Raw genomic sequence first — 26,421 nt, forward strand, 5'->3', positions numbered from 1 at the left:
GTCAGGCGGTCTGCGCGACGTTCCATTTCAGGAAGTGGCGCTCCAGCCAGGAGATCGCGCCGAAAAACGCCGCGGAAAACGCCGAACCGACCACGATGGTGGCGTACAGCAGCGGCGAGTCGAAATTGTAGGTAGCCTGAATGATCAATGCGCCGATGCCCGTGGTCGCGCCGATCCACTCGCCGACGATCGCTCCGATCACCGAGGTTGCGGAGGCGATCTTGAGCGCCGAAAACAGATACGGCAAAGAGCTCTTGAGCCGCAGCTTGAAGAAGATCTCGCTGGGCGTGGCCGACAGGATGCGCATCAGCTCCATCTGTTGCGAGCTGACCGAGCGCAAGCCGCGCGTCATGTTGACCAGTGTCGGAAAGAAGCAGATCAGTGCGGCAATCGCCACCTTGGCTTCGAGGCCGTTGCCGAGCAGCAGCACCAGGATCGGCGCATAAGCCATCACCGGAATGGTGTGGAACATCACCGCGATCGGAAACAGCGCCTCCTCGGCGGTCCGCTGATAGACGAACGCGGTCGCGAGCAGGATCGCGGCGCTGTTGCCGATCAGGAAGCCGGCGACCGCTTCGATCGCCGTCGGCAAGAGATTGCCGAGCAGCATGCCGAATTTGCCATAGAGCGTCATCGCCACCGCGGTCGGCGCGGGCGCGATAAACGGCCGGATCTTGAAAATCATCACGGCGAGCTCCCACAGGATGAGCAGGGCAATGACCGCTGCCAGCGGGAGCAGCCGGCGTCGCCAGGCGGCGAGGCGGGCTGCGGCGGCGAAGCCGGCCTGTGCGGCGGCATCGGCGGACGTGATTTCGCTGGCCTCGTGAGTCGACAAAGCCGGCATGCTCATCAGCAAGCCTCCAGAACGGTTCGCAGGTGTGCGGCAAGCGCGATGAACTCCGGCGTCTCGCGCAAGGCGACACGGCGCGGGCTCGGCAGATCGACGGGGACGATCTCGCGCACCCGCCCCGGGCGTGCGGCCATCAGCATCACCTGCTGACCCAGAAAGGCCGCCTCGTAGATCGAATGGGTGACGAACAGGATGGTCGCGCCGGTTTCCTCCCAGACCCGCAGCAATTCCTCGTTCAGCCGGTCGCGCTTGATTTCGTCGAGCGCACCGAACGGCTCGTCCATTAAAAGCAGCTTGGGATCGTTGATCAGCGCCCGTGCGATCGCGACACGCTGACGCATGCCGCCGGACAGTTCGTGTGGATAGGCATTCTCCCAACCCGTGAGGCCGACCAGCGCCAACAATTCGCGCGCGTCGCGCGCGCCGCGTCGCTTGCTCCGACCGCCGACTTCCAGCGGCAACTGCACATTTTCGAGCGCTGTACGCCAGGCCAGCAGCGAAGCGTCCTGGAAAACGAAGCCGATGTCGCGCCGCGCCCGCGCGGCGGCGGCCGTGGTGCCGAGCACCTCGACCTCGCCCGAGGTCGCCGGGATCAGATCGGCGACAACCCGGAGCAGCGTCGACTTCCCGCAGCCCGACGGGCCGAGCAGTGTCAGGAATCCCCCGCTCGGAATGGTCAAACTCACCCGCTCCAGCGCCGTGACAACGCCGCGCTCGGTCGGGAAGCGCACCGTGACGTCTTGAAGGCGGACAGCCAGGCTCTGGTCCCGAACCAGTGGTCGGTCCAGGACAGTCCCTTGCGAGATCATGCTCATGGTTTCAGCCGATCTTGGTTTCAGCCGATCTTTTCAGCCGATCTTGGGGCGGTCGTTGGCGGTCATATCCAGAATCCTGGTGGTCATGACCTGCTCGAGCTTGGGCTTGCCGGCAGCAAACTGCTTGAGCTCGTCGTGCAGATCGATTTGCTCCTGCCAGACCGCGGGGTCGAAGCTGCCCCAAGCGAAAGTCTTGGTCCGCTCCGTGAACTCGACGTTCAACATGATCGGGAGAGCTTCCAATTCGTCCGCCCTGACGAGATTCGGATACTCCTGCACGAGAAGGTCGACCGCCTTTTCGGGATTGGCCTTGGCGTAGGCCCAGCCACGCCCGGCGGCACGCAAGAAGCCGGCAAGCAAATCGGGCTTCGCCTTCAGGAAGTCCGTCGTCGTGTAGTAAGGCAGCGCATAGAGCCTGACGCCGTTGTCCCACAGCCGCATCGTGACAACGTCAGGTCCGAGCACCTTCAGCGCCGTCGTGTTGGTGCGCCATCCCGTGATGGCGTCGACCTGCCCGGTGAGCAGCGGCGTCATGTCGGAGCCGACGATCACTTTCTGCACCTTGTCTTCCGGGATGCCGTTCCGGCGCAGCAGCGCCGTGAGCAGAACTTGCCCCGTCGCCTGGACGCCGACCTTGCGGCCGATCATGTCCTCAGGCTTGCGGATCGGCGCCTTTGGCAGCGAGAAGAAGGCGTAGGGATGCTCCTGGGCGCCGACAGCAAAACAGGTAACCGGAATGCCCTGCGAGCTAGCCAGCATCAGCGAAGGACTCGATGAAAGCTGGCCAATCTCGTAGCGCCCCGAAGCCACGATCGCGACGCCATCGATATTGGGGCCGCCGGGCTGGATTGCGAAGTTGATGTTTTCCTGCTCGAAATAGCCGAGGCGTTTGGCGACCACCTCGCCGATCTGGTTGCCGCCGGTGATCCAGCCAAGTTGCATGTTGATGGTCTGCAAGCTCGCAGCCCGGCTGCGCCGACTGGTGATCGGGGACAATGCTGCGCCGACCGCGAGTGCGGCTCCGCCCCTAAGCAAGCTTCGCCGCGTCCCGATGATCCCGTTCGCCATGATCATGCCTCCCTTTGCCAGGCGCCGAAAACCTGCTCACCATTCCGGCACCGGGTCACGCCCACCTCCGGGCGCAACGAAAGGCTAGTGGAGGGCAAGCGCTGTTGGGAAGGATAGAGTTTCGTGATAGGTGATGCCTTTTCGGCATCACTCTAACCCCGGCTTGAATCGCGCCATGCACGCCGTTGTTTTGCGCTATCTGGACCAGGTCGCCAAGGTGGGCTCGATCCGCCGCGCGGCCGAACAGCTCAATGTCGCCTCGTCCGCAGTCAACCGCCAGATTCTCAAGCTCGAGGCCGAAATCGGCGTCGCGATTTTCGAGCGGCGGGGCAACGGTGTGCGGCTGACACCGGCTGGAGAACAGTTGCTGCGCCACACGCGCAGCACCCTCGCCGAATGGCGTCGCACCCGGCTGGAGATCGCCTCCATTGCGGGCGATATCAGGGGCGAGGTCCGGATCACGGCGATCCCCTCACTGCTGGTGCGGGTCGTGCCCAGAGCGATCAGGACGATCGCTGCCCGCCACCCCAATATCTCGTTTCGCGTCATCGACGCCGACCCCGCCGAGCACGGCGAGGAGATGCGTGCCGCGAGGCCCGATATCGCGCTGCATTTCATCGACAAGCGCTATCGGCACTACGACATCGCGGCCCGCCTGCACACGGTGCTCGGAGCCCTCATGTGCGCCGACCACCCGCTGGCGGACCGCAAGCATGTGACTCTCACCGAATGCGCCGCCTATCCGGTCGTCATGCTCGCCGATGCGTGGCAGCTTGACGCCGCATCGGAGGCCGAATTCATTCACAGCGGGGCTCAGTTTTCGCCGCGCATCACCTCCAACTCGCTCATCGTCATGAAAGAGACGATGAAGGCCGGACTTGGCATCGGCTTCTTCACTCCGGCCGGCTTTGTCGACGAGATTGCCCGCGGCGAGCTGGTTCATGTGCCCCTCTCGGAAGCGGGCCTTGCGGCGAGCGAAATCGGCTTGTTCGTGCACCGGATCCGCGCCGGCGCTCATCACATCAGCGTCGTCGCCGACGAACTGAAGCGGGAATTCAACCTGCTGGAGGAGGATTTTCGCGCAATTCCCCGGCGGTAGCGATTCCAGTGTTTCGTATTCCCATCCCAGCCTGCTCATCATCAGTCCTTCGATCAGGAGATCGCCTTGGCTCAGCAGCCCCCATCTCGCCATCGCCCGGTGCCCCTCGGCGCCAACATGCCGGCGGCGCTTCGTGCCGCAGCCGACAGCCCCAACCGCATACGCAAGGTCGGCGCCGTGCTGGTCGCGCGGGACGGTACCGAAATCGCGAGCTGCAACACGTTTCCGCCAGGTGTGCGCGACCTCGACAAGCGCCATGAAGGCGACGGCCGCTTTGTCTGGATGGAGCACGCCGAGCGCCACGCCATCTTCAACGCCGCCAGGGCAGGGGTGGCCACGGCCGGTGCTCATATCACGTCGACGTTTTTTCCGTGCATCGATTGCGCGCGCGCCATCGTCGATGCGGGCATCGTCTGCCTCGACACGCCAGCCCCCGCCTTTGACGATCCGGTGTGGGGCGCCTCGTTCGAGCGCTCGCAGATCATTCTGCAGGAGGGCGGCGTGGAAATTCGCGTGGTCGATGCCGGCAGCGGTGCATGACAAGCAGCGTCATCACGCCCGCTGTGATGGGCATGCTTGATCCTGTCGCTGCCGAAGCTGGCTCGTGATATTGTGCCGCTTGGCGAGCGTTGGGGAGATTGTCGCCACAAATGCGAGGATGTCGTGGAGAATGGGGGATCTCAGCGGAGTCCCGTAGAGCTTCTCTTTGGGGACCTCGCGATGATGACACCCTACCCCTGTTTTGCCCGACGCCGCAAGCAATTTTCGCAAAAGCCGAAGCGTCCCCTGCCGGTGTCGGCTACTGTGCATGGGGTTGTTTTCGAGATTTGCGTTGCGCTAGATCGAGAAGCTGGTGCCGCAGCCGCAGGATGCCGTCGCGTTGGGATTGTTGACGCGGAAGGAGGCGCCGATCAGGTCATCGACGAAGTCGACCTGCGAGCCCGCGAGGAACGGCTGCGAGGCGGAATCGACCAGCACCACCGCGTTGTCCTGCTGGATGACGAGATCGTCGTCGGTGCGGTCGCGGTCAATGTCGAACTTGTACTGGAAGCCGGAGCAGCCGCCGCCTTCGACCGATATGCGCAGCATCGCGCCTGTGCCTTCGCCCTTGAGGATCTCCCCGATCCGGCGGGCGGCGCGGTCACTGATGGTCACGGCAGTCGTCATTGCAGGTCTCCGATAGGCCCGCGGTCATACCAGGTTCACTTGCCCAATTCATTTGGTATCCCGCGTCCGACATAGTTAAGTGCCACCATACGCAGAATCAAATGGATAGGGACTAAATTCGCCGTGTCCGTCGGAATGGCAGCCCCCCGCGCGCCCTATGCCTGCGACCCCGATCGCAGCCGCGGCCGGCTGGTCGCCGAGCCGCCGAGCCGGACCCGCAGCCCGTTCCGGCGGGATTGCGACCGGGTGATCCATTCGACCGCGTTCCGGCGCCTGAAGTACAAGACCCAGGTGTTCGTGTTCCATGAGGGCGACCATTACCGAACCCGGCTGACCCATTCGCTGGAGGTGGCCCAGATCGCCCGTGCGCTGGCCCGGCAGCTGGGCTTGGACGAAGACCTCACCGAAACCCTGGCGCTCGCTCATGATCTCGGCCATCCGCCGTTCGGCCATGCCGGCGAGCGGGCGCTGGATGCCTGCCTGAAGGATTTCGGCGGCTTCGACCACAATGCCCAGGCGCTCCGCGTCGTCGGCTCGCTGGAGCACCGCTACCCTGAATTCGACGGGCTGAACCTGACCTGGGAATCGCTCGAGGGCATCGTCAAGCACAACGGCCCGCTGACCGATCGCGGCGGCGCGCCCGTCGGCCGCTATCGCGAGCATGGCATTCCCGTCGGCATCGCCGACTACGTCAGGACCTACGACCTCGAGCTCTGGAGCTTTGCTTCGCTCGAAGCCCAGGTCGCCGCGATCGCCGACGACATCGCCTACGACGCCCACGACATCGACGACGGCCTGCGCGCCGGCCTGTTCCATCTCGACGACCTCAAGGTGATGCCGCTCACGGCCGAGATCATCGCCGAGACATCGGCACATTACCCCGATCTGGAAGAGGTCAGGCGCGGGGCCGAACTGGTGCGCGAGCTGATCTCGCACCTGATCGGCGCGGTGTTCGCGCAGGCTCAGAGGAACATCGCCGCTGTCCGCCCCCAGTCGGCCCAGGACGTCCGCCAGCAGGGCCGGGCGCTGATCACGTTCGCGCCTGACGTGGCCGAGGAGGAGGCTGCCATCAAGAGCTTCCTCTATGGGCACATGTACCGCCACAAGCGGGTGATGCGGGTGATGGCGGAGGCCGAACAGATCCTGTTCGACCTGTTCGCGAAGTATCTGAAATCGCCGGCCGACCTGCCGCCGGAATGGCTGGTCGGGGCAGACGCGGACGACGAGGGCGACCGGGCCCGGCGGATCGGCAATTTCATTGCCGGAATGACCGACCGTTTCGCCCTGACCGAGCACCAGCGGCTCTTTGACTCGACCCCGGATTTGCGTTAGGCGGCGGCCATGCCCGACACATCCTCAAGCCCGCATCTGTTCGCCGACGTGCTCGCACGCGTGCACGCCGCCTGCCGCGCGCTCGCGGCCGAAGCCAACTGGCCCGAGGGCGTCGATTTTTCCCGCGTGGTGGTCGAGCCGCCGCGCGATGCCTCCCACGGCGATATGGCGACCAACGCCGCGATGGTGCTTGCGAAAGAGGCAAAGACGAAGCCGCGCGACCTCGCCGAGCAGATCGCCGAGAAGCTCCGCGCTGACGCGCTGATCGCCAAGGTCGATGTCGCCGGTCCCGGCTTCATCAATCTGACGCTCAAGCCCTCTGCCTGGGCCGAGGCGCTGCGGACAGTGCTGCGCGAGGGGGCTGACTACGGCCGCGTCCGCGGCGGCTCCAAGGTCAATGTCGAATATGTCTCGGCCAATCCGACCGGACCGATGCATGTCGGCCATTGCCGCGGTGCCGTGTTCGGCGACGCGCTGGCGAGCCTGCTCCAGTTCGGCGGCCACGACGTCACCCGCGAATATTACATCAACGACGCCGGCGCCCAGGTCGACGTGCTCGCACGCTCCGCGTTTCTCCGGTACCGCGAGGCGCTCGGCGAGGACATCGGGGCGATCCCGGAAGGGCTCTATCCCGGCGACTATCTAAAGCCTGTGGGCGCAGCGCTCGCGAAGGAACACGGCGATAAGCTGCTCGCGATGAGCGAAACCGATTGGCTGCCGACGGTGCGGGCCAAGGCGATCGCGATGATGATGGACGAGATCAAGGACGATCTCGCCGCCCTCAACATCCGCCACGATGTCTTCTTCTCGGAGCGCTCGCTGATCGAGACCGGCAACAACAAGGTTGCCGAGACCATCGATTTCCTGAAGGCCAAGGGCGACATCTATGAGGGCCGCCTGCCGCCGCCGAAGGGCGCGCCGGTCGAGGATTGGGAAGACCGCGAGCAGTTGCTGTTCAAGGCGACCGCCTATGGCGACGATGTCGATCGGCCACTGATCAAGTCGGACAATTCCTACACCTACTTCGCCTCCGACATCGCCTACCACAAGAACAAGTTCGACCGTGGTTTTGCGGAGATGATCGACGTCTGGGGCGCCGATCACGGCGGCTACATCAAGCGCATGCAGGCGGCGGTGAGGGCGACGACCTCGGGCAAGGGATCGCTCGACGTCAAGATCGTTCAGCTCGTGAAGTTGCTGCGCAACGGCGAGCCCGTGAAAATGTCCAAGCGGAGCGGGGACTTCGTCACCTTGCGTGAGGTGGTGGATGAAGTCGGCCAGGACGCCGTCCGCTTCATGATGCTCTACCGCAAGAACGACGCGGTGCTCGACTTCGACCTCGCCAAGGTCATGGAGCAGTCGCGCGACAACCCGGTGTTCTACGTGCAGTATGGCCACGCCCGCGGCCACTCGATCTTCCGCAACGCTCGGGCGGAGCTGTTCCCGGACCTGCCAGAGGATACCGGCAAGCGCATTGCCTGGCTCAGTGAGTCGGCCGTGGAACGGCTGTCCGATCCCGTCGAGCTCGATCTTCTTAAGCGCCTCGCAATTTATCCGCGGATGCTGGAAGCTGCCGCCGCGGCCCATGAGCCGCACCGTATTGCCTTTTATCTCTATGACTTAGCGAGCGAATTTCACGCACTTTGGACGAAAGGGCGGGATTTGCCCTATTTACGCTTCATTATCAATAATGATGCAGATCTTACAAAGGCGCGACTGGCCATGGTCCAGGGCGTCGTCTCTGTCCTGGCATCGGGCCTCGCCATCCTCGGCGTCCATGCTCCGGACGAGATGCGGTAGTTTGGGGCGAACTACTTAAGGGGAATATTGGGGGTACCGGCAGAAGCCGGATCGCTTAGACTTGGTTGAAAGCCTTGTGGGTCGAAAGCTGCGCCTTGGTCGAGGGGCGCGCAGCTTTCCCGAAGGGACGCATCATCACGATGGCCGATCGATATCACGACAGACCGTTTCCTTCCGATGACTATGGTCGCGGCGCCGACCAGCATGGGAGAGCGGACAGCGATCCCTTGGCCGAGCTTGCGCGCCTGATCGGGCAGACCGATCCGTTCGCGGCGCAGGGCCGTCCGGGTGCGCGACCGGCAGCAGCACCTGCGCCGACGCAGAGCTATCAGGACGACGATTACCAGCAGGAGGATTATCAGCAGGATCATGCCGAGCCCGCGCCGCCGGCTCAGCCTGGGCCGCCCTCATGGATGCGCCGCGCCAACGTGCAGCCGCAGCCGGCGTCCGAGCCCGACCATCCCGTCGCCGTGAATCCGATTCATCCGCTGCATCGCTATTCGGCCCAGCCAGCCGCGCCCGAGCCGCAGTTTCATCAGCCGCAGCAGTCCTATCAGGATCAGGCTTACCATGAGCAAGCCTACCGTCAGGAGCCGGCCCAGCATCAAGCCTATGAAGCGCCCTACGAGCAGCCTGATCCGGCGCGCTACGACGACGCTCTCTACGGGCGGCTCGAATCGGGCGAGCAGGATTTTCAGCGCGAGCCGGCCTATCCTGATGATCCCTACGCATTCCAGAGCGACTATCCCGAGGCTGATCTCGATGAGCCCAGGAAATCGCGCGGCGGCATGATGACCGTTGCGGCGATCCTCGCACTCGCCGTGGTCGGAACTGGCGCTGCTTTCGCCTACAAGACCTATATCGGGTCGCCCCGCAGCGGCGAGCCGCCGATCATCAAGGCCGATAACACCCCGACCAAGATCGTGCCGGCACCATCGGACTCCTCGGCCAAGGTGCCGGATCGCATGGTGAGCGGCGACGGCAGCGAGAAGATCGTGCCGCGCGAGGAAGCGCCTGTCGACGTCAATGCCAAGGCGGCCGGTCCCCGCGTGGTGTTTCCGGCGTTGAACCAGAATGCCAACCCGCCGTCGGTCGCGAGCGTGTCGCCATCGACCGTTCCGCCACCGGGCGCCGGGGTGGTCCCGAGCAACGGGACGATGCCGAACGGCGCGCCCCGCTCGGTCAAGGTCGTCGTTGTGAAGGGTGATCAAACCGACGCCACCGCGGCGCAGGCCGCTGCACCGTCGCCCGCCAAGTCGGCGGCTGCGCCGAAGCCGGTCGCCGCGCCGGCCGCCGCGCGCGGGGGGGGGGGGGGGGGGGGGACGTCAGCCAATGCCAGCGCCAATCAGCCGCTGTCGCTGGCTCCGCAAGCCGCCCCGGCCGAGCCACCGCAGCGCGTGGCTGCGACCAACCCTACGCAGATCGCGCCAGCGCCCGGCGGCGGCGGCTATGTCGTGCAGGTCTCTTCGCAGCAGAGCGAGGAGAGCGCCGCCGCGTCCTACCGGGTGCTCCAGAGCAAATACGGCAGCGTGCTGGGCTCCCGCTCTCCGGTCATCAAGCGGGTCGACCTGACCGACAAGGGCAAGGGCATCGTCTACCGTGCCTTCGCCGGACCGTACGCCTCGGCTGATGAGGCGGTGCAGGCCTGCAACAATCTGAAATCGGCGGGCCTGCCGTCCTGCTTCGTCCAGAGGAATTAACGGCCGTTTCCTTGACCCCCTCGGGGGGCAGGGTTAATCGGCCCTATGAGCACGCGGGCTTTCATTACCGGCGTATCCGGACCGGAACTGACCGCCGCTGAGCGGGCATTTGTCCGTGCCGAAGGCTCGTGGGATTTGATTCCCTTCAGGCATAGCTTTGAGATTTCGACTCAAGCCGCGGGCCGCATTAGGGAATTGAACGCGGGACAGCTGGTCGCGGCCGGACCCGCCGGTCACAGCATTCCCGTGGATGGCGCCGCCAAGCCGGTCCATCCAATGCCGAGTTCTGCGACAATGATTGCTCAGGTGATTCGCAGCGCAATCGGGTTCCAGGGTTTGTTAATGAGTAATGACGTGCCGATGAAGACGCTGGCGGGACGCATTGGCGACGCAGGTCGCGCCATGCAGGCGGCCGGCGCGCCGCGTCACAGCAACGACAATGCGCAACTGGACGCATTGACCGCAAACACGGCATCCGCATGACCGCAGAAATTCTATCGTTTGAAACCGGCCGGCCCGCAGAGCTCGCCGAGGGCGAGCCGGCGTTGGTGGTGGACGTCGAGGGGTATGAAGGCCCGCTCGATCTGCTGCTCGCGCTGGCGCGGCAGCAGAAGGTCGACCTCGCCAAGATCTCGATCCTGGCGCTGGCGGACCAGTACCTCCACTTCATCGAAGCCGCGCGAAAGATCCGCCTCGAGTTGGCCGCAGACTATCTGGTGATGGCGGCCTGGCTCGCCTTCCTGAAGTCGCGCCTGCTGCTGCCGGAACCGCCGAGCGCGGAAGGTCCGAGCGCCGAGCAAATGGCAACCGCGCTTGCCAATCGTCTGCGCCGTCTCGAAGCCATTCGCGAAGCCGCCAACCGGCTGATGAACCGGGCGCAATTGCTGCGTGACGTTTTCCCGCGCGGCGAACCCGAGCAGATCGCCGAGATCAAGCATCCGAAATACACCGCGACGCTGTACGATTTGCTCACAGCCTACGCCTCGCAGCGTCAGTCGCGCGTGCTGGCGAGTGTGCATCTGGCCAAGCGCACGGTGTGGTCGCTCGCCGAGGCGCGGGCCACGCTGGAGCGGTTGGTCGGCAGCATCACCGAGCAGGACGATTGGGGCGTGCTCGACGATTTCCTGATCCGCCATGTCGCCGATCCGACGCAGCGCGCGACGGTGTTCGCCTCGAGCTTCGCCGCCGCGCTCGAGCTGGTGCGTGAGGGGCAGCTTGAGCTGAACCAGAAAGAGGCGTTTGCGCCCATCTATTTCCGAAAGGGGCGCGGGAAACCGATCGTGGACGCAGCGTCTGCGCCCGATGCCCCGGTCGGTTAAGTGCAAGAAGGAGAAGCTGCCATGGCAAGCCTGGCTGAAGTGCGGGTAGAAGAGGCCGAGCCGATGGAGAATGAGACCCAGGCACGCCCCGAAGAATTGCGGCTGCTGGAAGCGCTGCTGTTCGCCTCGAGTGAACCACTGGACACCGCGACCCTGGCCAAGCGGATGCCCGAGGGCGTCGACGTCAAGGCTGCGCTGGAGCAGCTCCAGGCGGACTATGCCTCGCGCGGTGTCAACCTCGTGCGGGTCGCCAACAAATGGACCTTCCGTACTGCCGGCGATCTCGCCTGGTTGATGACGCGCGAGAGCACCGAGACCAAGCGGCTGTCGCGTGCCGCGATCGAGGTGTTGGCGATCATCGCCTATCACCAACCGGTGACGCGCGCTGAGATCGAAGAGATCCGCGGAGTGGTCACTTCCAAGGGCACGCTCGACGTGCTGCTGGAGACCGGCTGGATCAAGCCGCGCGGCCGCCGCAAGACGCCCGGCCGTCCGCTGACCTTCGGAACCACCGAGGACTTCCTGTCGCAGTTCACCCTGGAACAGCTCGGCGACCTGCCGGGTCTGGAGGAGCTGAAGGGCACAGGCCTCTTGGATTCGCGCCTGCCGACCGGATTCAGCGTACCGACGCCGTCGGATGATCCGGCGCTGCGTGAGGACGAGGATCCCTTGGAACCGGGCGAGGAACTCGATCTGTCCCTGGCGCCGGCGGTCGAGCCGGAGACGCCACCGGAAGGTGGCAATGAGGGCGATGAGGGGGGCGGCGAGGAGTGATACTCCGGCCTTCTACGGGCCTCCTGCGACAGGTTAACACTAGCAAGATTACGTAGCGCCAACAGCGAATTGGCGCTGCCTTGGTCCTTGTTTTTGGGCCTTGCGAAGCCTACGTTCCGGTCAAGATCGGCCGGGTCCCGGCCATGCGCGTTTGGAGGGTTGCAGGATGGGTTCACTTAGCATTTGGCACTGGATCTTGGTGATCGCAGTGGTCCTGCTGCTGTTTGGCCGTGGCAAGATTTCGGATCTGATGGGCGACGTGGCGCAGGGCATCAAGGCCTTCAAGAAGGGCATGCAGGACGACGACAAGCCCGCCGAGAAGCAGGAGCCCTCGAAGTCCATCGAGCACAATGCCGCTCCGACCGCGGCGCGATCCGACGTTGGCAGCAAGGCCGTCTGAGCCAGGAGCACGCGAGACGCGGGAAGCGGACCCGATCCTGCGCGTGAGGGATTGGGCCGATCGTCATTTCGCGTGAACGGAAGACGTCATGTTCGACATCGGCTGGAGTGAGCTGGTTCTGATCGGGGTCGTGGCCCTGGTCGCCATTGGCCCGAAAGAGCTGCCGGGCGTTTTGCGCATGGTCGGCCAATGGATGGGCAAGGCGCGCAAGATGGCCGCCGAATTCCAGGGCCAGTTCCAGGAGGCGATGCGCGAGGCCGAGATGGCCGACCTCAAGAAGAGCTTTGACGAGGTCAAGGAAGCCGCCTCCGGCTTCACCGGCGGCGGTCTGATGACCTCGCTGCAGAAGGACGTCAGCGACGCGCTGCGCGTCGATGCGCTCGACAAGCCGGCCGAGCCGCCGACGACCGCTGCTGTCGAACCACCAGCGGCTTCAAGTGAAGCGCCGGCGACGCCGACGACGCCGGAAGCCCCAACGCCCGAAACCTTCGTGGAAGCGGAAGCACATTCCGCTGCGAATGAGCCGCTCGCCGTCACCCAGGAGGTCGAGCAGACACCGGTTGCGCAGAACGCCGCACCCGAAGCAATCAAGGACGTCAAAGCGTCATGAGCGACGCCGATATCGAGGCCAGCAAAGCTCCGCTGATGGACCACCTGATCGAGCTGCGGTCGCGGCTGATCAAGGCGCTGCTCGGCTTCGGCGTGGCCTTCATTTTCTGTTTCTTCTTCGCCAAGCAGATCTACAACGTGCTGGTCTGGCCGTTCGTTTGGGTCGCGGGCGCCGAGAACTCGAAGTTCATCTATACGGCGCTGCTGGAATATTTCATCACCCAGCTCAAGCTCGCGCTGTTCGGCGCCGGCTTCATCTCGTTCCCGATTGTTGCGACGCAGATCTACAAGTTCGTCGCGCCGGGCCTCTACAAGCACGAGAAGCAGGCCTTCCTGCCTTATCTGGTCGCGACCCCGTTCTTCTTCGTGCTGGGCGCGATGCTGGTCTATTTCGTCGTGCTGCCGATGCTGGTGCGCTTCTCGCTCGGCATGCAGCAGATGGGGGGCGCCGAGACCGCGCAGATTCAGCTGTTGCCCAAGGTCGGCGAATATCTATCGCTGATGATGTCGCTGATCTTCGCCTTCGGCATTGCCTTCCAGCTTCCGGTGATCCTGACGCTGCTCGGACGGATCGGCATCATCACCTCGAAAATGCTGCGCGAGAAGCGGCGCTATTTCATCGTGCTGGCTTTCATCATCGCGGCGGTGCTGACGCCGCCTGATATCCTGAGCCAGTGCTCGCTGGCGATTCCGCTGCTCGCGCTCTACGAGGGCTCGATCATCTCGGTGTCGATGGTGGAGAAGAAGGCGGCCGCCTCGCAGGCGACCACGGGAACTAACGCGTCGTCGGACGCGAATCCGGCGGAGTAGGGGGCCACACCCTCCGCCGTCATGCCCCGCCTAGTGCGCAATTGCGCACGGGGGGCGGGGCATCCAGTACGCCGCGGCCTATCGAGGAATCCTCTCGGGAATACTGGATCGCCCGCTTTCGCGGGCGATCACAGCTGTGCTAGGGGAGGCGCGCTGACGTACAGCGTTTGCCGTTGTAGGTTTACGCGCTGATACAGGACCGCCGCCATGCACGACATCAAATCGATCCGCGATAACCCGCAAGCCTTCGACGCCGGCCTCGCCCGGCGGGGTTTGAAGCCGTTGTCGGCGTCGCTGCTTGCGATCGACGAGAGGCGGCGGGCGGCGATCCTGGCCTCGGAGCAGGCGCAGGCGCGGCGCAATGCTGCGTCCAAGGAAATCGGCGACGCCAAGAAAGCCAAGGACGAGGCGCGCGCGGCCAAGCTGATGGCCGAGGTTGCAGAGCTCAAGACCACGATGCCGGAACTCGAGGCCGCCGCGAAGGCTCTCGACGAGGAACTCACCAAAGAGCTGTCTGCGATTCCGAACATTCCATTCGACGAAGTGCCCGATGGCATGGATGAGCACGGCAACGTCCAACACCACGTGTTCGGCGCCAAGCGCAACTACGGCTTCGCGCCGAAGCTGCATGACGATCTCGGCACCGCGCTCGGCTACATGGATTTCGAGGCGGCGGCAAAACTCTCCGGCGCGCGCTTCGTCGTGCTGAAGAAGGGGCTCGCTCGTCTCGAACGCGCGATCGGCCAGTTCATGCTCGACCTGCACACCACCGAGCATGGTTACACCGAGATCAATCCGCCGTTGCTCGTGCGCAACGAGGTGATGTTCGGTACCGGGCAGTTGCCGAAATTCGAGGACGATCAGTTCTGGGCGATCAAGGGCGAGCTGCTGGCAGAACCCGATCATGAGCGGCTGAAGACCGAGCGCCTTGGCCTCATCCCGACCGCCGAGGTCTCGCTCACCAACCTCGCGCGCGAGTCCATTCTCGACGAGAAGCAACTGCCGATGCGCCTCACCGCGCTGACGCCGTGCTTCCGCGCCGAGGCGGGCGCGGCCGGGCGCGACACCCGCGGTATGATCCGCCAGCATCAGTTCACCAAGGTCGAGCTGGTCTCGATCACCACGCCCGAGACCAGCAAGGACGAGCTGGAGCGGATGCTGTCCTGCGCCGAGCAGGTGCTGCAGAAGCTCGACCTACATTATCGCGTGATGACGCTCTGTGCAGGAGATATGGGTTTTTCGTCGCAAAAAACCTATGACATCGAAGTGTGGATGCCCGGGCAGGGCGAGGGCGGCATGTTCCGCGAAATCTCCAGCTGCTCGGTCTGCGGTGATTTCCAGGCGCGCCGCATGGATGCGCGCTCGCGCGGTCCGGACGGTAAGCCGCGCTTCGTGCACACGCTGAACGGCTCCGGCACCGCTGTTGGCCGCGCGCTGATTGCCGTGATGGAGACCTATCAGCAGGAGGACGGTTCAATCGCGGTCCCCAGCGTACTCCAGCCCTATATGGGCGGGTTGAAGGTGGTTGCGCGCGAGTAAAGTGTGATTGCCCGCATGCAATGGCAGAAACGTTTGGTTGCGAAGTTCGGGCCGCCGGCTATCCTGCCGGTGACCTGCGAATGCGAAACCACCGTCCATGGCCTTGCACCGCGATATCTTCTGGATCGGCCGACAATGGGCGGTGACGGGTGCCGGCATCCAGGCCGTCGACCAGCGCTTGCGTGGCGTGCTGGACATCGACATCGCGCGGCTTTGGGACGACGCGCTCATTCAGGATCGCAGAGCGAAGGCCGGCGTCAATGTCGTGGATTTTGACAAGGCGCTGACGGTGGCGCGGGGGCGCTATCCGCAGATGCCGGTGGCGGAGCCGCTCGTCGCGCAACTCAAGGCGCTTGGTGTCATTGAAACAACGCCCGCCGCGAGTCCGGCCGTGCCGGCAATGCAACTGCGTGCGGAGGGCAGGCTGGCGCGCTTCCTGCCGCAATGGCGGGTCCGCCGTTAGAACGGACCGGGCAATTGCTGCGCTGCGGCGATGAGCATGAATCACGGGTCAGGACTGCGCCGAAGCCGGTTTGCCTGACGTGTGATAGCCGGATAAGACGGCCTGACCCCAGCTCAGGAATCGACCCCCGGCATGCGCATTCTCTGCACCAATGACGACGGCATCCACGCTCCCGGCCTCAAGGTCGTGGAGGAGATCGCACGCGCGCTGTCCGACGATGTCTGGGTGGTGGCGCCCGAGCTCGACCAGTCCGGCGTGTCGCATTCGCTGTCGCTGAACGATCCCCTGCGCCTGCGCGAGGTCGGCGAGCGGCACTTTGCCGTGCGCGGCACCCCGACCGACTGCGTCATCATGGGCGCGCGCCATATCCTCGGCGCCAAGCTGCCCGACGTTGTGCTCTCCGGCGTCAACAAGGGGCGCAACGTTGCCGAGGACGTGGTCTATTCCGGCACCATCGCCGGCGCGCTCGAAGGCACTATTCTGGGTATCCCGTCGTTCGCGCTGTCGCAGGAATTCAGCGTCGAGACGCGCGAGCGGCCGCCGTGGGACACCGCGCGCAAATTCGGGCCCGACATCCTGCGCAAGGTGATCAAGGCCGGAATCCCCAAGGACACCGTCATCAACGTCAACTTCCCGTCATGCGCGCCGGACGAGGTGCTCGGCATTCGCGTGACGCGGCAGGGCAAGCGCAATCTCGGCTTTCTCAGGATCGACGAGCGTAGGGACGGGCGCAACAATCCCTATTTCTGGATTGGCTTCGAACGTACAGCGATGATGGATACGCCGGCCGAAGGGACCGATCTCGCGGCGCTGCGCGAGCGCTACGTTTCGGTCACCCCGCTCAGGCTCGACCGCACCAATGAAGCGTTTTCCGAAGAGCTGAGCGCGACGTTGAAGTAGGGTTAGCCGGCGCGAAGCGCGGCTTCGATGGTCTTGCCGAGCGCATCGAGCTGAAACGGCTTCTGAAGCGCGGGCCGGTCGCGATATTGCTCCGGCAGGCCCGATGAGCCGTAGCCGGTCGCGAAGATGAACGGGCAGCCCTTGGCCTTGATGACGTCGGCGACCGGCGAGATCACCTTGCCGTTGACGTTGACGTCGAGGATGGCGATGTCGAACTCGGTCGCCTGGGCGAGCCGCATCGCCTCGGTGATGTCGCCCGCTTCGGCCGCGACCTTGTAGCCGAGCTCTTCCAGCATATCCGCGACCATCATTCGGATCATGACCTCGTCCTCGACGAGAAATACAGAGCGGCCCGAAAGCCCTGTCGCGGTCATTGTCGTTGAGTCCTTGCCCATTCCCGAAAACGTTCGCAGATAACACGAATCGACGCAATGCGCGTTTCGCCTAACCGGCACTTGAAAATGGCCGTGGTGGCTGTCGGCTCCAGGCCAATTTATGGCCAAATCCTAAGCGCAAAGGGCTATTATGGGTTCCTCCGCAGGAACAAGATTCTGGCTCTGGACATTGGCGCGGAAACCATCGATCCGGACCGGATGAGACGACACGAGCAGCGATGACCTCCAATCAGCCCCCGCCGGAAAAAATGATGTTTCAGCTCACGCTGAGACGTCGCGGCATTAGCGATCAGACTGTATTGCGGACCATGGAGGAGGTGCCGCGCGAGCTCTTCGTCGAGGCCTCCGATCGCGACGGCGCCTACCGTGACAGCGCGCTCCCGATTGCCTGCGGGCAGACCATCAGCCAGCCCTTTGTCGTCGCCTACATGACCGAGCAGCTTCAGCTCCAGAAGAGCCATCGCGTGCTCGAGATCGGCGCCGGCTCCGGCTATCAGGCCGCGGTGCTGTCGAAGCTGGCGCGTGAGGTCCTCACCGTTGAGCGATATCGAAAGCTCGCGGACGCCGCACGCGCCAGGCTCGAAAAGCTCGGCTGTCACAATGTCGAGGTGATGCTCGGCGACGGCTTGAACCTTCCGCCGAACATCGGTCCGTTCGACCGCATCATCGTCACCGCCGCGGTGGAGCAGATTCCGGAGAACCTGGTCGAGCGGCTCGAGGTCGGCGGCATCCTGATCGCACCGGTCGGCCCGCATCAGGGCGTGCAGACGCTGACGCGGCTCACCCGCAGCGAGGCCGGGATCGAACGCAGGGAACTCGTTGAGGTGCGTTTCGTGCCGGCGCTGCCTGGCGTGGCGCGGGAGCTGTAAAACTCCGGATCGGCAGTGCATCCAACATCTTATTGGGAGGGTTAAGCCGTTATTTACTCGGCGCGTGTTTACTTAAAAAACCAGTTCTGTTGCGTACGAGTGAGTAACCATGTCCGTTGTCGCCGAGTTGCTTTACTCGCGCCGCGTACCGCAGGTCGCGGTGCTGGCGCTGATTTCCTTGAGTTTCGCAGGGTGCAGTGCCGACATGTCGTCGCGGCTGTCCCAGTCGAACTTCTCAAATCCCTTCTCGTCCGAGCAGACCGGTTCGGTGCAGCAGGCGCCGCCGCAGCAGCGCGAGCTGCCGCAATATGCGCGGCCGCAGACCCAGCCGGGCTCTTATCAGTCCCAGGCGCTGCCGCCGCCGGCAGTCGCTGCGCCGCAATCCTATCCGGTTGCGGCGGGTGGGGGCGTCTCTGGAGGTGGGCGGGGGCTCGGCTCCTACACGCCGCCGGCTCAGCCGCGTCTCGAAACCACCGGCACGGTGCCGCAACGCTCCGTCGTGGCCGCACAGCCGGCTGGCGGGACCAAGATCATCGTCGGCACCAGCGACACGCTCGATGTGCTCGCCAAGCGCTATCACGTGACGCCGCAGGCGATTCTTGCCGCCAACGGCTACAAGGGGCCGCGCGCACTTTCGCCAGGCCAGCAGCTCGTTATCCCGCATCCGGGTGCTGTGGCGGCTGCACCGGCGCCCGTTACGACGCCGGTTGCCGCGGCGCCCGCGATGGCGTCGAAGCCGGTTGCGGCCGTCGCCGCGCCGCCCAGCTTACACTTCGTCAATCACGGCGACACGCTCGCCAGCATCGCGCGCAAGAACCATATCTCCGCGGCCGAGCTTGCTCGCGCCAATGGTCTCGAGCCGTCGGCGAAGCTCAAGCTCGGCACCAAGCTGACCGTGCCGGGCGCCAAGACCGCGGCCGTTGCCGCTCCGCTTGCTCCGGCGCCGGTTGCTGCGGCTCCCGTGGCGGCCGCGTTGCAGCCGGTTGCGGCCGCACCAGTGCCTGCCACCAAGATGGCCGCTGTCGCCCAACCGGTGCAGAGCGCGCGTCTGGCTCAAGCCACCACCAATATTGAAGAGAAGCCCGCGGCCGAGGCGCCCGCGAAGGCGGCCGAGACCACCAGCTCGCTGCCGACCTTCCGCTGGCCGGTGCGCGGCAAGGTGATCACGAGCTACGGCGCCAAGACCAACGGCAAGTCCAATGACGGCATCAATGTCGCGGTGCCCGAGGGTACGCCGGTCAAGGCGGCTGAAGACGGCGTCGTCGCCTATTCCGGCAACGAGCTGAAAGGTTACGGCAATCTGGTCCTGGTTCGGCACTCCAACGGCTACGTTACCGCCTATGCCCATGCGAGTGAGCTGCTGGTGAAGCGTGGCGATACCATCAAGCGCGGCCAGGTCATTGCCAAGTCGGGTCAATCAGGGGAGGTGGCGTCGCCGCAGCTCCACTTCGAGATCCGTAAGGGATCGAGCCCGGTTGACCCGCTTCAGTTCCTCAACGGGGCATAAGGCTAGGGCTCCAGTTCGGGGCACGCCATCACCACAAAGCACGCCGTCATCGCCCGGCTTCGACCGGGCGATCCAGTATTCCAGAGACAGGTGTTATTGAGCCGATAAGGCGCGGCGTACTGGATTCCCCGCTTTCGCGGGGAATGACAGTTGCGGTTTGGGTTATAGCTTCGGCTACAGCTATTTCGCCGCCAGCTTGACACCGAGCCGGCCCGCCAGCTCCTGCACGAACTGCCAGGCGACGCGGCCCGAGCGCGAGCCGCGCGTGGTCGACCATTCCAGCGCTTCGCGCTCCAGCGCCTCGTCGTCGACCTTGATGCCGAAATGGCTGCAATAGCCGCGCACCATGGCAAGGTATTCGTCCTGGCTGCAGCGGTGGAAGCCGAGCCAGAGGCCGAAGCGATCCGACAGCGAAACCTTTTCCTCGACCGCTTCGCCCGGATTGATCGCGGTCGAACGCTCGTTCTCGATCATGTCGCGCGCCAGCAGATGGCGGCGGTTGGAGGTGGCGTAGAGGATGACGTTGTCGGGCCGCCCCTCGATGCCGCCTTCGAGCACGGCCTTGAGCGATTTGTAGGACGCATCATTGCCGTCGAAGGAGAGGTCGTCGATGAATACGATGAAGTTGAAGTCAGCGTCGCGAAGCTTCTCCATCAGCATCGGCAGCGTTTCGATATCCTCGCGATGGATCTCGATCAGCTTGAGTCTGTCGGCGGGCTTGCGGTCCGCGTTGATGCTGGCATGGGCCGCCTTCACCAGCGACGACTTGCCCATGCCGCGCGCGCCCCAGAGCAGGGCGTTGTTGGCGGGCAGGCCGTTGGCGAAGCGCTCGGTGTTCTCGATCAGGATGTCGCGCATGCGGTCGACGCCCTTGAGCAGGAACAGCTCGACCCGGCTGACCCGCGGCACCGCCGCCAGGCGGCCGTCGGGGTGCCAGACATAGGCGTCCGCCCGGTCGAACGACTCGCGCTCGATCGCCGGCTTGCCCTGGGCCGCGAGGTGGGCCGCAATGGTCTCCAGCGCGCGCGCGATGCGTTCCTGGGAAAGCTCAGGGGAGGCCTGAGGGGCAGCCTTTGAGACCGCATTGGGGCGTTTTGCCGCGACCAGGGCGGGCTTCAAAGCAGGGGCACGGGGGCCTTTGCCGGCCGGGCTTTTACTTGGTTTTTTGGGCATGTCCGAAGTTCCTGAGAACGCAGCCTTATCGGGCCTGACGGCGCGCCGCAAGGTGGCCAAATCGCCGGTCTGGCAGCGTTGCAATTGGGGCGGTGGTCGCTATAGTCCGCGCGAATTTGACCGAGCCGGTCGCCGTCAAGGCCTGACCGGCTTCCCCCGTTTCCACGAGGATCGTCCGAATGCTGATTACCCCTGCGTATGCCCAGGCCGCGGGCGCTGGCGACACCAACAGCATGTTGATGTCGCTGCTGCCGTTCGCCCTGATCTTCGTGATCATGTACTTCCTGATTCTGCGCCCGCAGCAGAAGAAGGTGAAGGACCACGCCGAGCTTGTGAAGAACATCCGCCGCGGCGACACCGTCGTGACCTCGGGCGGCCTCGTCGGCAAGGTCACCAAGGTGGTCGACGACGACCAGATCGAGTTCGAAATTTCCGACGGTGTGCGCGTGCGCCAGATGCGCTCGATGATCTCGGGCGTGCGCGCCAAGGGCGAGCCGGCCAAGGACAGCGCGAAGGAAAGCGCCAAGGACGACGCCGGGGCGAAGTGAGCGCTTTCCTGCGGGCATCTCAATTCTCCTGATCTGACAGGTCCAGTCGATGTTGTATTTCACGCGGTGGAAGGCGCTCGGGATCATCCTGACAGCGCTGATCGTGTGCCTCTTTGCGGTCCCGAACTTCTTCTCCGAAGCGCGGGTCAAGACCTGGCCCGCCTGGGCGCAGCGGCGCCTGGTGCTGGGTCTCGACTTGCAGGGCGGCTCCTCTCTGCAGCTCGAGGTCGACTCCAACTATGTGAAGAAGGAAAAGCTCGACCAGATTCGCGACGACGTCCGTCGCGTTCTGCGCGAGGCCAAGATCGTTTACACCGGTCTCGTCACGAAGGGCGATGCCGTCGAGGTGCGCGTCAAGGACGCCGATGTCCAGACGACGCTCGCCAAGTTGCGCGACCTTGCGCAGCCGATCGGCGGTCTTATGGGGTCGAGCGGCCAGCGCGACATTGAAGTCGCCGACGCCGGTGGTGGATTGATCCGCCTCAGCGTTCCGGAGCCCGCGATGATCGACCGTTTGCGCAAGACCATCGAGCAGTCGATCCAGATCGTCGAGAAGCGCGTCAACGAGCTCGGCACCGTCGAGCCCATCATCCAGCGTCAGGGTAATGACCGCATCCTGGTGCAGGTGCCGGGTTTGCAGGATCCAACCCATTTGAAGGAACTGCTGGGCAAGACCGCGAAGATGGAATTCCGCATGGTCGACCCCTCGGTGCCGCTGGACCAGGCCCAGCAGGGCGGGTTGCCGCCTGACACCGAGTTCCTGCCGGCCGCCACGCCGCCGCCGGCCGGCTACGTGGTCAAGAAGCAGGTGCTGGTTGCGGGCGGCGACCTGACCGACGCCCAGGCGACTTTCGACCAGCGCACCAATGAGCCGGTCGTCAGCTTCAAGTTCAATACCTCGGGCGCGCGCAAGTTCGCGCAGGCGACTCAGGAGAATGTCGGACTGCCTTTCGCGATCATCCTCGACAACAAGGTGATCTCGGCGCCGGTCATTCGCGAGCCGATCACCGGCGGGCAGGGCCAGATCTCCGGCAGCTTCACGGTGCAGTCGGCCAACGATCTCGCGATCCTCTTGCGCGCGGGCGCGCTACCGGCGCCGCTGACCGTCGTGGAAGAGCGCACGGTCGGTCCGGGCCTCGGCCAGGACTCGATCGAGAAGGGCGAGCTTGCGGCCTATGTCGGATCGATCATGGTCGTCGTGTTCATGCTGTTGACGTACCGGCTGTTCGGCGTGTTCGCCAACATCGCCGTCTGCATCAACGTCGCGATGATCTTCGGCCTGTTGTCGCTGCTGAGCGCCACGCTGACGCTGCCCGGCATTGCCGGCATCGTGCTCACCGTCGGCATCGCGGTCGACTCAAACGTGCTGATCTATGAGCGCATCCGCGAGGAGCTGCGCGGCGGGAGGAGCCCGATCTCGGCGATCGACGCAGGCTTCAAGCGGGCGCTCGCGACCATTCTCGATTCCAACATCACGACCTTCATTGCCGCAGCCGTGCTGTTCATGATCGGCACCGGACCGGTGCGCGGCTTCGCTGTAACGCTCGGCATCGGCATCATCACCACTGTGTTCACCGCCTTCACCATGACCCGCCTGATCGTGGCATGGTGGGTGCAGTGGAAGCGGCCGAAGACCGTGCCGATTTGATCATTCGAGGCCGGCTGTGACCACTACTCAACTCGTTCTCATCTCTCTCGGCGTCCTGATTGCCGTGCTGACCGTGGTCAGCGTGCTCGGCCTCCTGCCGTCGCTGCGCATCGTGCCAGACGATACGCATTTCGACTTCACCCAGTTCCGCCGCATCTCGTTCCCGATCTCGGCGACGCTCTCGATCATCGCCATTGTGCTGTTCTTCACCCATGGGCTGAACTTCGGCATCGACTTCAGGGGCGGCACCCTGATGGAAGTGCGGGCCAAGTCGGGCACCGCCGATCTTGCGCAGATGCGCACGACCCTTGGCAGCCTGGGCCTTGGCGAAGTCCAGCTGCAGCAATTCGGCGGCGCCGCCGACGTGCTGCTTCGCGTTGCCGAGCAGCCGGGCGGCGACAAGGCGCAGCAGGAAGCCGTGGACAAGGTTCGCGGCGCCCTCGGCGAGTCCGTGGAGTATCGCCGCGTCGAGGTGGTGGGCCCGCGCGTCTCCGGTGAGCTGCTGGGTTGGGGCATGGCCGGCCTGATGCTGGCGATCATTGCCATCCTGGTCTATCTCTGGTTCCGGTTCGAATGGCAGTTCGCGCTCGGCGCCATGATCGCCAACGTGCACGATATCGTGCTGACGATCGGCTTCATGTCGATCAGCCAGGTCGATTTCGACCTGACCAGCATCGCGGCGCTTCTGACCATTCTGGGCTATTCGCTCAACGACACCGTCGTCATCTACGACCGCATCCGTGAAATGCTGCGGCGTTACAAGAAGATGCCGATGCCGCAGCTGCTGAACGAGTCTATCAATTCGACGCTGTCGCGCTCGATCATCACCCACTTGACGGTAACGCTGGCATTGCTGGCGCTGCTGCTGTTCGGCGGTCACGCCATCCACAGCTTCACGGCCGTGATGATGTTCGGCGTGGTGCTGGTCGGCACCTACACCTCGATCTTCATCGCCGCGCCGATCCTGATCTATCTCGGCGTCGGCGAGCACCGCGAAGATGCGAGAGAAGAGGCTGCGCCGGCGAAGAAAAACAAGGCATGATCCGAACCGCATGCCCTCGCATGGGTTTGCGAGGGTAGTCAGCTCATTCGGACGAAGCTCATGGCCGGCGATCCCAACGCTCCCCATTTCCCGCGCTCGGCGCCGATCGAGGCCTATGGCAAGGGCGGCTTCGCCTTTGGCGGCATGTCGCACCGGGGCTCGCTGCTGTGCCTGCCCGATGCGATCTGGGCCTGGGACGTCACCGATCCCACCAAGATCGACCGCTATTCGCTGGATCGGGTGTTTGCGGCGGCCAACGGCATCGACACGCTGCTGGTTGGCACGGGAACCGGGCTCTGGCTGCCGCCGCCGGAGCTGCGCCAGGCGCTGAAGGCGGTGAGGGTGGTCCTGGACACCATGCAGACCGGCCCCGCCGTTCGCACCTACAACATCATGATCGGCGAACGGCGCCGCGTCGCGGCCGCGCTGATAGCGGTGCCATGAGCAGCGCCGCGACGCCGCCCGACACCGCGACCTACTGCGCCGACCTCGTGCGCAGCCACGACTTTCCCCGCTACGTCGCGACGCTGTTCGCACCGGCCGCCGAGCGCCGCGCGCTGCTTGCGCTCTACGGCTTCAATGTCGAGATCGTCCGCGTTCGCGACCAGGTGAGCCAGCCTTTGCCCGGCGAGATACGCTTCCAATGGTGGAGCGATTTGCTCTCGGGCCTGGTCCACGGCAGCGCCGAGGGCAATCCGGTGGCTGCGGAGCTGTTGCGCGCCATCCGCGATTTCGACCTGCCGGTCGAGCCGCTGTCACTGCTGGTCGACGAGCATCAGTTCGATCTCTACAACGATCCGATGCCGACCATGACGGCGCTCGAAGGCTATCTGGCTGCGACCTCTTCGGCCCTTTTCACGCTTGCGGCGCGGATCATGGGCGACGCTTTGGACGCGGCTGAGCATGTGGCCCGGCACGCCGGCCTGGCACAGGGCATGGCGCAGGTGATCGCGAACCTGCCGCGGGACGCCTCCCATCGGCAATTGTTCCTGCCGCAGCAACTCCTGACCAGCCATGGCTGCTCCACCGAGGATGTGTTCGCGGGCAGGCAGACGCCCAATCTCCATGCCGCGCTGGACCAGCTTATCGGCGATGCGCGTCAGCATCTGGGGACGGCGTCCTCGCTGCTGGCGCAGCTGCCGCCCTCGGCGCGGGCCGCCTTCCTGCCGCTGAGCCAGGCGCGGTCAGATCTCGATCGCCTGGCGCGGCCAGGACGTAATCCCTTCGCTCCGCAGCCGGTCTCGCGGCTGCGCACGCTATGGACGCTGTGGCGGGCTTCACGATCCCGGGAATTTACCAAATAGCGGTTGGCTTATCGCCGCCGCCGGCCAAATGCACTATGCTGTCCCATGGCCGAATTGTCCCAATCCGCATCTCCCGATCTGAGCGGCTTTCCGGTTTCGCCGGCTGACATTCACGCCGCTGCCGAGATCATCCGCGGCGCCGTCGTCGAGACGCCCTGCAGCTACAGCCGAACGCTGAGCAATATCTGCGGCTGTGACCTCTGGCTCAAATTCGAAAACCTCCAGTTCACGTCGTCGTTCAAGGAGCGTGGCGCGCTCAACCGGCTCAACGCGCTGACGCCGGACGAGCGTGTGCGGGGGGTCATAGCCATGTCCGCGGGCAATCACGCGCAGGGCGTTGCCTATCACGCCAGGCGGCTCGGCATTCCCGCCACCATCGTGATGCCGGTGGGCACGCCGATGGTGAAAGTCGAAAACACCAGGCATCACGGCGCCGAGGTCGTCGTGACGGGCGCTACTCTGGAAGAGGCGGCTGCGTTTGCGCGCAGCCATGGCGAAGCCCGCGGCATGATCTTCGTTCACCCCTACGATGATCCGCTGGTGATTGCGGGGCAGGGCACGGTCGGGCTGGAAATACTCGGGGCGGTGCCGGAACTCGACACGCTGGTCGTGCCGATCGGCGGTGGCGGCCTGATCAGCGGCATCGCCATAGCGGCGAAATCGCTAAAGCCGTCGCTGCGGATTCTCGGCGTCGAGGCCTGGCTCTATCCCTCGATGTACAACGCCATCCATGGCGGCAATCTGCCGGCGCGCGGCGATACGCTCGCCGAAGGCATCGCGGTCAAATCGCCGGGCAAGATCACCACCGAGATCGTCCGCGGCCTCGTCGACGACATCGCGCTCGTCAACGAAGCCGAGCTCGAGCGCGCGGTCGCAACCCTGATCTCAATCGAGAAGACGGTCGTCGAGGGTGCGGGCGCTGCCGGCCTCGCGGCGATCATGTCGGATCCTACGCGCTTTGCCGGTGAGAAGGTTGGCCTGGTCCTGAGTGGCGGCAACATCGACACCAGGCTGATCGCTTCCGTGCTGACGCGCGAGCTTGCCCGCGAGGGGCGGCTGACGCAGCTTTCGCTCGACATCCCCGACAGACCCGGCCAGCTGGCCGCGGTCGCGGCGCTGCTGGCTGAGGCCGGTGCCAACATCATCGAGGTCTCGCATCAGCGGACCTTCTCGGACCTCCCCGCCAAGGCAACGCTGTTGCAGCTCGTCATCGAGACACGCGACAGCGCCCATCTCGACGAGGTCATGGCCAAGCTCAGCGCATCCGGATTGAGCGCGCGTTGCACCTGA

The 26,421-nt window shown here is 64.7% G+C and carries 28 protein-coding genes; 22 read left to right on the top strand and 6 right to left on the bottom strand.

Features of this window, described 5'->3' with window-relative positions; all coding sequences use genetic code 11:
* Position 1 precedes the first annotated feature (1 nt).
* Genes XH98_RS23895 through XH98_RS23905 form a run of 3 tightly spaced genes read right to left on the bottom strand, consistent with a single transcriptional unit; the run spans position 2 to position 2,733 of the window.
* Positions 2 to 850: an ABC transporter permease gene (locus XH98_RS23895; RefSeq protein ID WP_271620113.1), complete on the bottom strand. Its 849-nt coding sequence runs from the start codon at positions 848 to 850 to the stop codon at positions 2 to 4.
* Positions 850 to 1,665 carry an ABC transporter ATP-binding protein gene (locus tag XH98_RS23900; protein WP_442868627.1) on the bottom strand — a complete coding sequence of 272 codons (816 nt, stop codon included), beginning with the start codon at positions 1,663 to 1,665 and terminating at the stop codon, positions 850 to 852. The genes XH98_RS23895 and XH98_RS23900 overlap by 1 nt, the downstream gene beginning before the upstream one ends.
* A 33-nt stretch (positions 1,666 to 1,698) precedes the next feature.
* Positions 1,699 to 2,733: an ABC transporter substrate-binding protein gene (locus tag XH98_RS23905; protein WP_271601171.1), complete on the bottom strand. Its 1,035-nt coding sequence runs from the start codon at positions 2,731 to 2,733 to the stop codon at positions 1,699 to 1,701.
* Between the two features lie 175 nt (positions 2,734 to 2,908).
* Between XH98_RS23905 and XH98_RS23910 the strand changes: the two genes are divergently transcribed.
* Complete coding sequence (locus tag XH98_RS23910; protein WP_271620114.1) at positions 2,909 to 3,832, top strand: LysR family transcriptional regulator; 924 nt, start codon at positions 2,909 to 2,911, stop codon at positions 3,830 to 3,832.
* 117 nt (positions 3,833 to 3,949) lie between these two features.
* Positions 3,950 to 4,372 carry a deoxycytidylate deaminase gene (locus XH98_RS23915; RefSeq protein WP_271620115.1) on the top strand — a complete coding sequence of 141 codons (423 nt, stop codon included), beginning with the start codon at positions 3,950 to 3,952 and terminating at the stop codon, positions 4,370 to 4,372.
* Between the two features lie 297 nt (positions 4,373 to 4,669).
* Here XH98_RS23915 and erpA read toward each other — a convergent pair whose 3' ends face one another.
* Positions 4,670 to 4,999 carry an iron-sulfur cluster insertion protein ErpA gene (gene erpA / locus XH98_RS23920; protein ID WP_220006392.1) on the bottom strand — a complete coding sequence of 110 codons (330 nt, stop codon included), beginning with the start codon at positions 4,997 to 4,999 and terminating at the stop codon, positions 4,670 to 4,672.
* Positions 5,000 to 5,122: 123 nt separating this feature from the next.
* On the opposite strand from erpA, the gene XH98_RS23925 reads away from it, so the two are divergent.
* The 12 genes from XH98_RS23925 to surE all read left to right on the top strand — a co-directional run bounded on the left by XH98_RS23925 (position 5,123) and on the right by surE (position 16,645).
* Entirely contained in the window at positions 5,123 to 6,331 is a 1,209-nt protein-coding gene (locus XH98_RS23925; protein WP_271620116.1) for a deoxyguanosinetriphosphate triphosphohydrolase, read from the top strand.
* A gap of 9 nt (positions 6,332 to 6,340) precedes the next feature.
* Positions 6,341 to 8,131: an arginine--tRNA ligase gene (argS, locus tag XH98_RS23930; RefSeq protein ID WP_271601176.1), complete on the top strand. Its 1,791-nt coding sequence runs from the start codon at positions 6,341 to 6,343 to the stop codon at positions 8,129 to 8,131.
* Between the two features lie 140 nt (positions 8,132 to 8,271).
* Complete coding sequence (locus tag XH98_RS23935; protein WP_271620117.1) at positions 8,272 to 9,831, top strand: SPOR domain-containing protein; 1,560 nt, start codon at positions 8,272 to 8,274, stop codon at positions 9,829 to 9,831.
* A gap of 45 nt (positions 9,832 to 9,876) precedes the next feature.
* On the top strand, positions 9,877 to 10,314 hold the full coding sequence (locus XH98_RS23940; protein WP_271620179.1) for a hypothetical protein: 438 nt from the start codon (positions 9,877 to 9,879) through the stop codon (positions 10,312 to 10,314).
* Positions 10,311 to 11,150, top strand: coding sequence for a segregation and condensation protein A (locus tag XH98_RS23945; protein ID WP_271601177.1), 840 nt, complete (start codon positions 10,311 to 10,313; stop codon positions 11,148 to 11,150). Before XH98_RS23940 ends, XH98_RS23945 begins: the two co-directional genes overlap by 4 nt.
* Positions 11,151 to 11,171: 21 nt before the next feature.
* Entirely contained in the window at positions 11,172 to 11,924 is a 753-nt protein-coding gene (gene scpB / locus XH98_RS23950) for an SMC-Scp complex subunit ScpB (protein WP_271620118.1), read from the top strand.
* A gap of 166 nt (positions 11,925 to 12,090) precedes the next feature.
* A complete protein-coding gene (locus XH98_RS23955; protein WP_027529733.1) occupies positions 12,091 to 12,324 on the top strand; it encodes a twin-arginine translocase TatA/TatE family subunit in 234 nt (77 codons plus the stop codon).
* Between the two features lie 88 nt (positions 12,325 to 12,412).
* Positions 12,413 to 12,934: a Sec-independent protein translocase protein TatB gene (tatB, locus tag XH98_RS23960; protein ID WP_271620119.1), complete on the top strand. Its 522-nt coding sequence runs from the start codon at positions 12,413 to 12,415 to the stop codon at positions 12,932 to 12,934.
* Entirely contained in the window at positions 12,931 to 13,743 is an 813-nt protein-coding gene (tatC, locus tag XH98_RS23965; RefSeq protein ID WP_057755777.1) for a twin-arginine translocase subunit TatC, read from the top strand. Before tatB ends, tatC begins: the two co-directional genes overlap by 4 nt.
* A gap of 207 nt (positions 13,744 to 13,950) precedes the next feature.
* The gene (serS, locus tag XH98_RS23970; protein ID WP_057755775.1) at positions 13,951 to 15,282 is read left to right on the top strand and encodes a serine--tRNA ligase; all 1,332 of its coding nucleotides are present in this window, start codon (positions 13,951 to 13,953) and stop codon (positions 15,280 to 15,282) included.
* A gap of 97 nt (positions 15,283 to 15,379) precedes the next feature.
* Positions 15,380 to 15,745, top strand: a complete 366-nt coding sequence (locus tag XH98_RS23975) for a hypothetical protein (protein ID WP_271601181.1) — start codon at positions 15,380 to 15,382, stop codon at positions 15,743 to 15,745.
* A 132-nt stretch (positions 15,746 to 15,877) separates the two neighbouring features.
* On the top strand, positions 15,878 to 16,645 hold the full coding sequence (gene surE / locus XH98_RS23980) for a 5'/3'-nucleotidase SurE (protein WP_271620120.1): 768 nt from the start codon (positions 15,878 to 15,880) through the stop codon (positions 16,643 to 16,645).
* Between the two features lie 2 nt (positions 16,646 to 16,647).
* On the opposite strand, the gene XH98_RS23985 is transcribed toward surE, so the two are convergent.
* Positions 16,648 to 17,019 (bottom strand): response regulator, encoded by a 372-nt coding sequence (locus XH98_RS23985; RefSeq protein ID WP_271601183.1) that lies wholly within the window; start codon positions 17,017 to 17,019, stop codon positions 16,648 to 16,650.
* Positions 17,020 to 17,258: 239 nt separating this feature from the next.
* Here XH98_RS23985 and XH98_RS23990 point away from each other — a divergent pair, with 239 nt between their 5' ends.
* Positions 17,259 to 17,909 carry a protein-L-isoaspartate(D-aspartate) O-methyltransferase gene (locus tag XH98_RS23990; RefSeq protein WP_083514639.1) on the top strand — a complete coding sequence of 217 codons (651 nt, stop codon included), beginning with the start codon at positions 17,259 to 17,261 and terminating at the stop codon, positions 17,907 to 17,909.
* Positions 17,910 to 18,018: 109 nt separating this feature from the next.
* Positions 18,019 to 19,416, top strand: coding sequence for a LysM peptidoglycan-binding domain-containing M23 family metallopeptidase (locus tag XH98_RS23995; RefSeq protein ID WP_271620121.1), 1,398 nt, complete (start codon positions 18,019 to 18,021; stop codon positions 19,414 to 19,416).
* Positions 19,417 to 19,596: 180 nt separating this feature from the next.
* Here the strand turns inward: XH98_RS23995 and XH98_RS24000 are convergent, their stop codons facing one another.
* Positions 19,597 to 20,589: an ATP-binding protein gene (locus XH98_RS24000; protein ID WP_271601185.1), complete on the bottom strand. Its 993-nt coding sequence runs from the start codon at positions 20,587 to 20,589 to the stop codon at positions 19,597 to 19,599.
* A 179-nt stretch (positions 20,590 to 20,768) separates the two neighbouring features.
* Between XH98_RS24000 and yajC the strand changes: the two genes are divergently transcribed.
* The 6 genes from yajC to XH98_RS24030 are packed head-to-tail and all read left to right on the top strand — an operon-like array spanning position 20,769 to position 26,421.
* Positions 20,769 to 21,137 carry a preprotein translocase subunit YajC gene (gene yajC, locus XH98_RS24005; protein ID WP_057755761.1) on the top strand — a complete coding sequence of 123 codons (369 nt, stop codon included), beginning with the start codon at positions 20,769 to 20,771 and terminating at the stop codon, positions 21,135 to 21,137.
* Positions 21,138 to 21,186: 49 nt separating this feature from the next.
* A complete protein-coding gene (gene secD, locus XH98_RS24010) occupies positions 21,187 to 22,785 on the top strand; it encodes a protein translocase subunit SecD (RefSeq protein WP_271601186.1) in 1,599 nt (532 codons plus the stop codon).
* Between the two features lie 16 nt (positions 22,786 to 22,801).
* Positions 22,802 to 23,827 (top strand): protein translocase subunit SecF, encoded by a 1,026-nt coding sequence (gene secF, locus XH98_RS24015; RefSeq protein ID WP_271620122.1) that lies wholly within the window; start codon positions 22,802 to 22,804, stop codon positions 23,825 to 23,827.
* Between the two features lie 60 nt (positions 23,828 to 23,887).
* Positions 23,888 to 24,271, top strand: a complete 384-nt coding sequence (locus XH98_RS24020) for an Mth938-like domain-containing protein (RefSeq protein WP_057755755.1) — start codon at positions 23,888 to 23,890, stop codon at positions 24,269 to 24,271.
* Complete coding sequence (locus tag XH98_RS24025; protein WP_271601188.1) at positions 24,268 to 25,131, top strand: phytoene/squalene synthase family protein; 864 nt, start codon at positions 24,268 to 24,270, stop codon at positions 25,129 to 25,131. The genes XH98_RS24020 and XH98_RS24025 overlap by 4 nt, the downstream gene beginning before the upstream one ends.
* Positions 25,132 to 25,176: 45 nt before the next feature.
* On the top strand, positions 25,177 to 26,421 hold the full coding sequence (locus XH98_RS24030; protein ID WP_271620123.1) for a threonine ammonia-lyase: 1,245 nt from the start codon (positions 25,177 to 25,179) through the stop codon (positions 26,419 to 26,421).

The organism is Bradyrhizobium sp. CCBAU 51745 (assembly GCF_028128715.1).
Classification (GTDB): domain Bacteria; phylum Pseudomonadota; class Alphaproteobacteria; order Rhizobiales; family Xanthobacteraceae; genus Bradyrhizobium; species Bradyrhizobium manausense.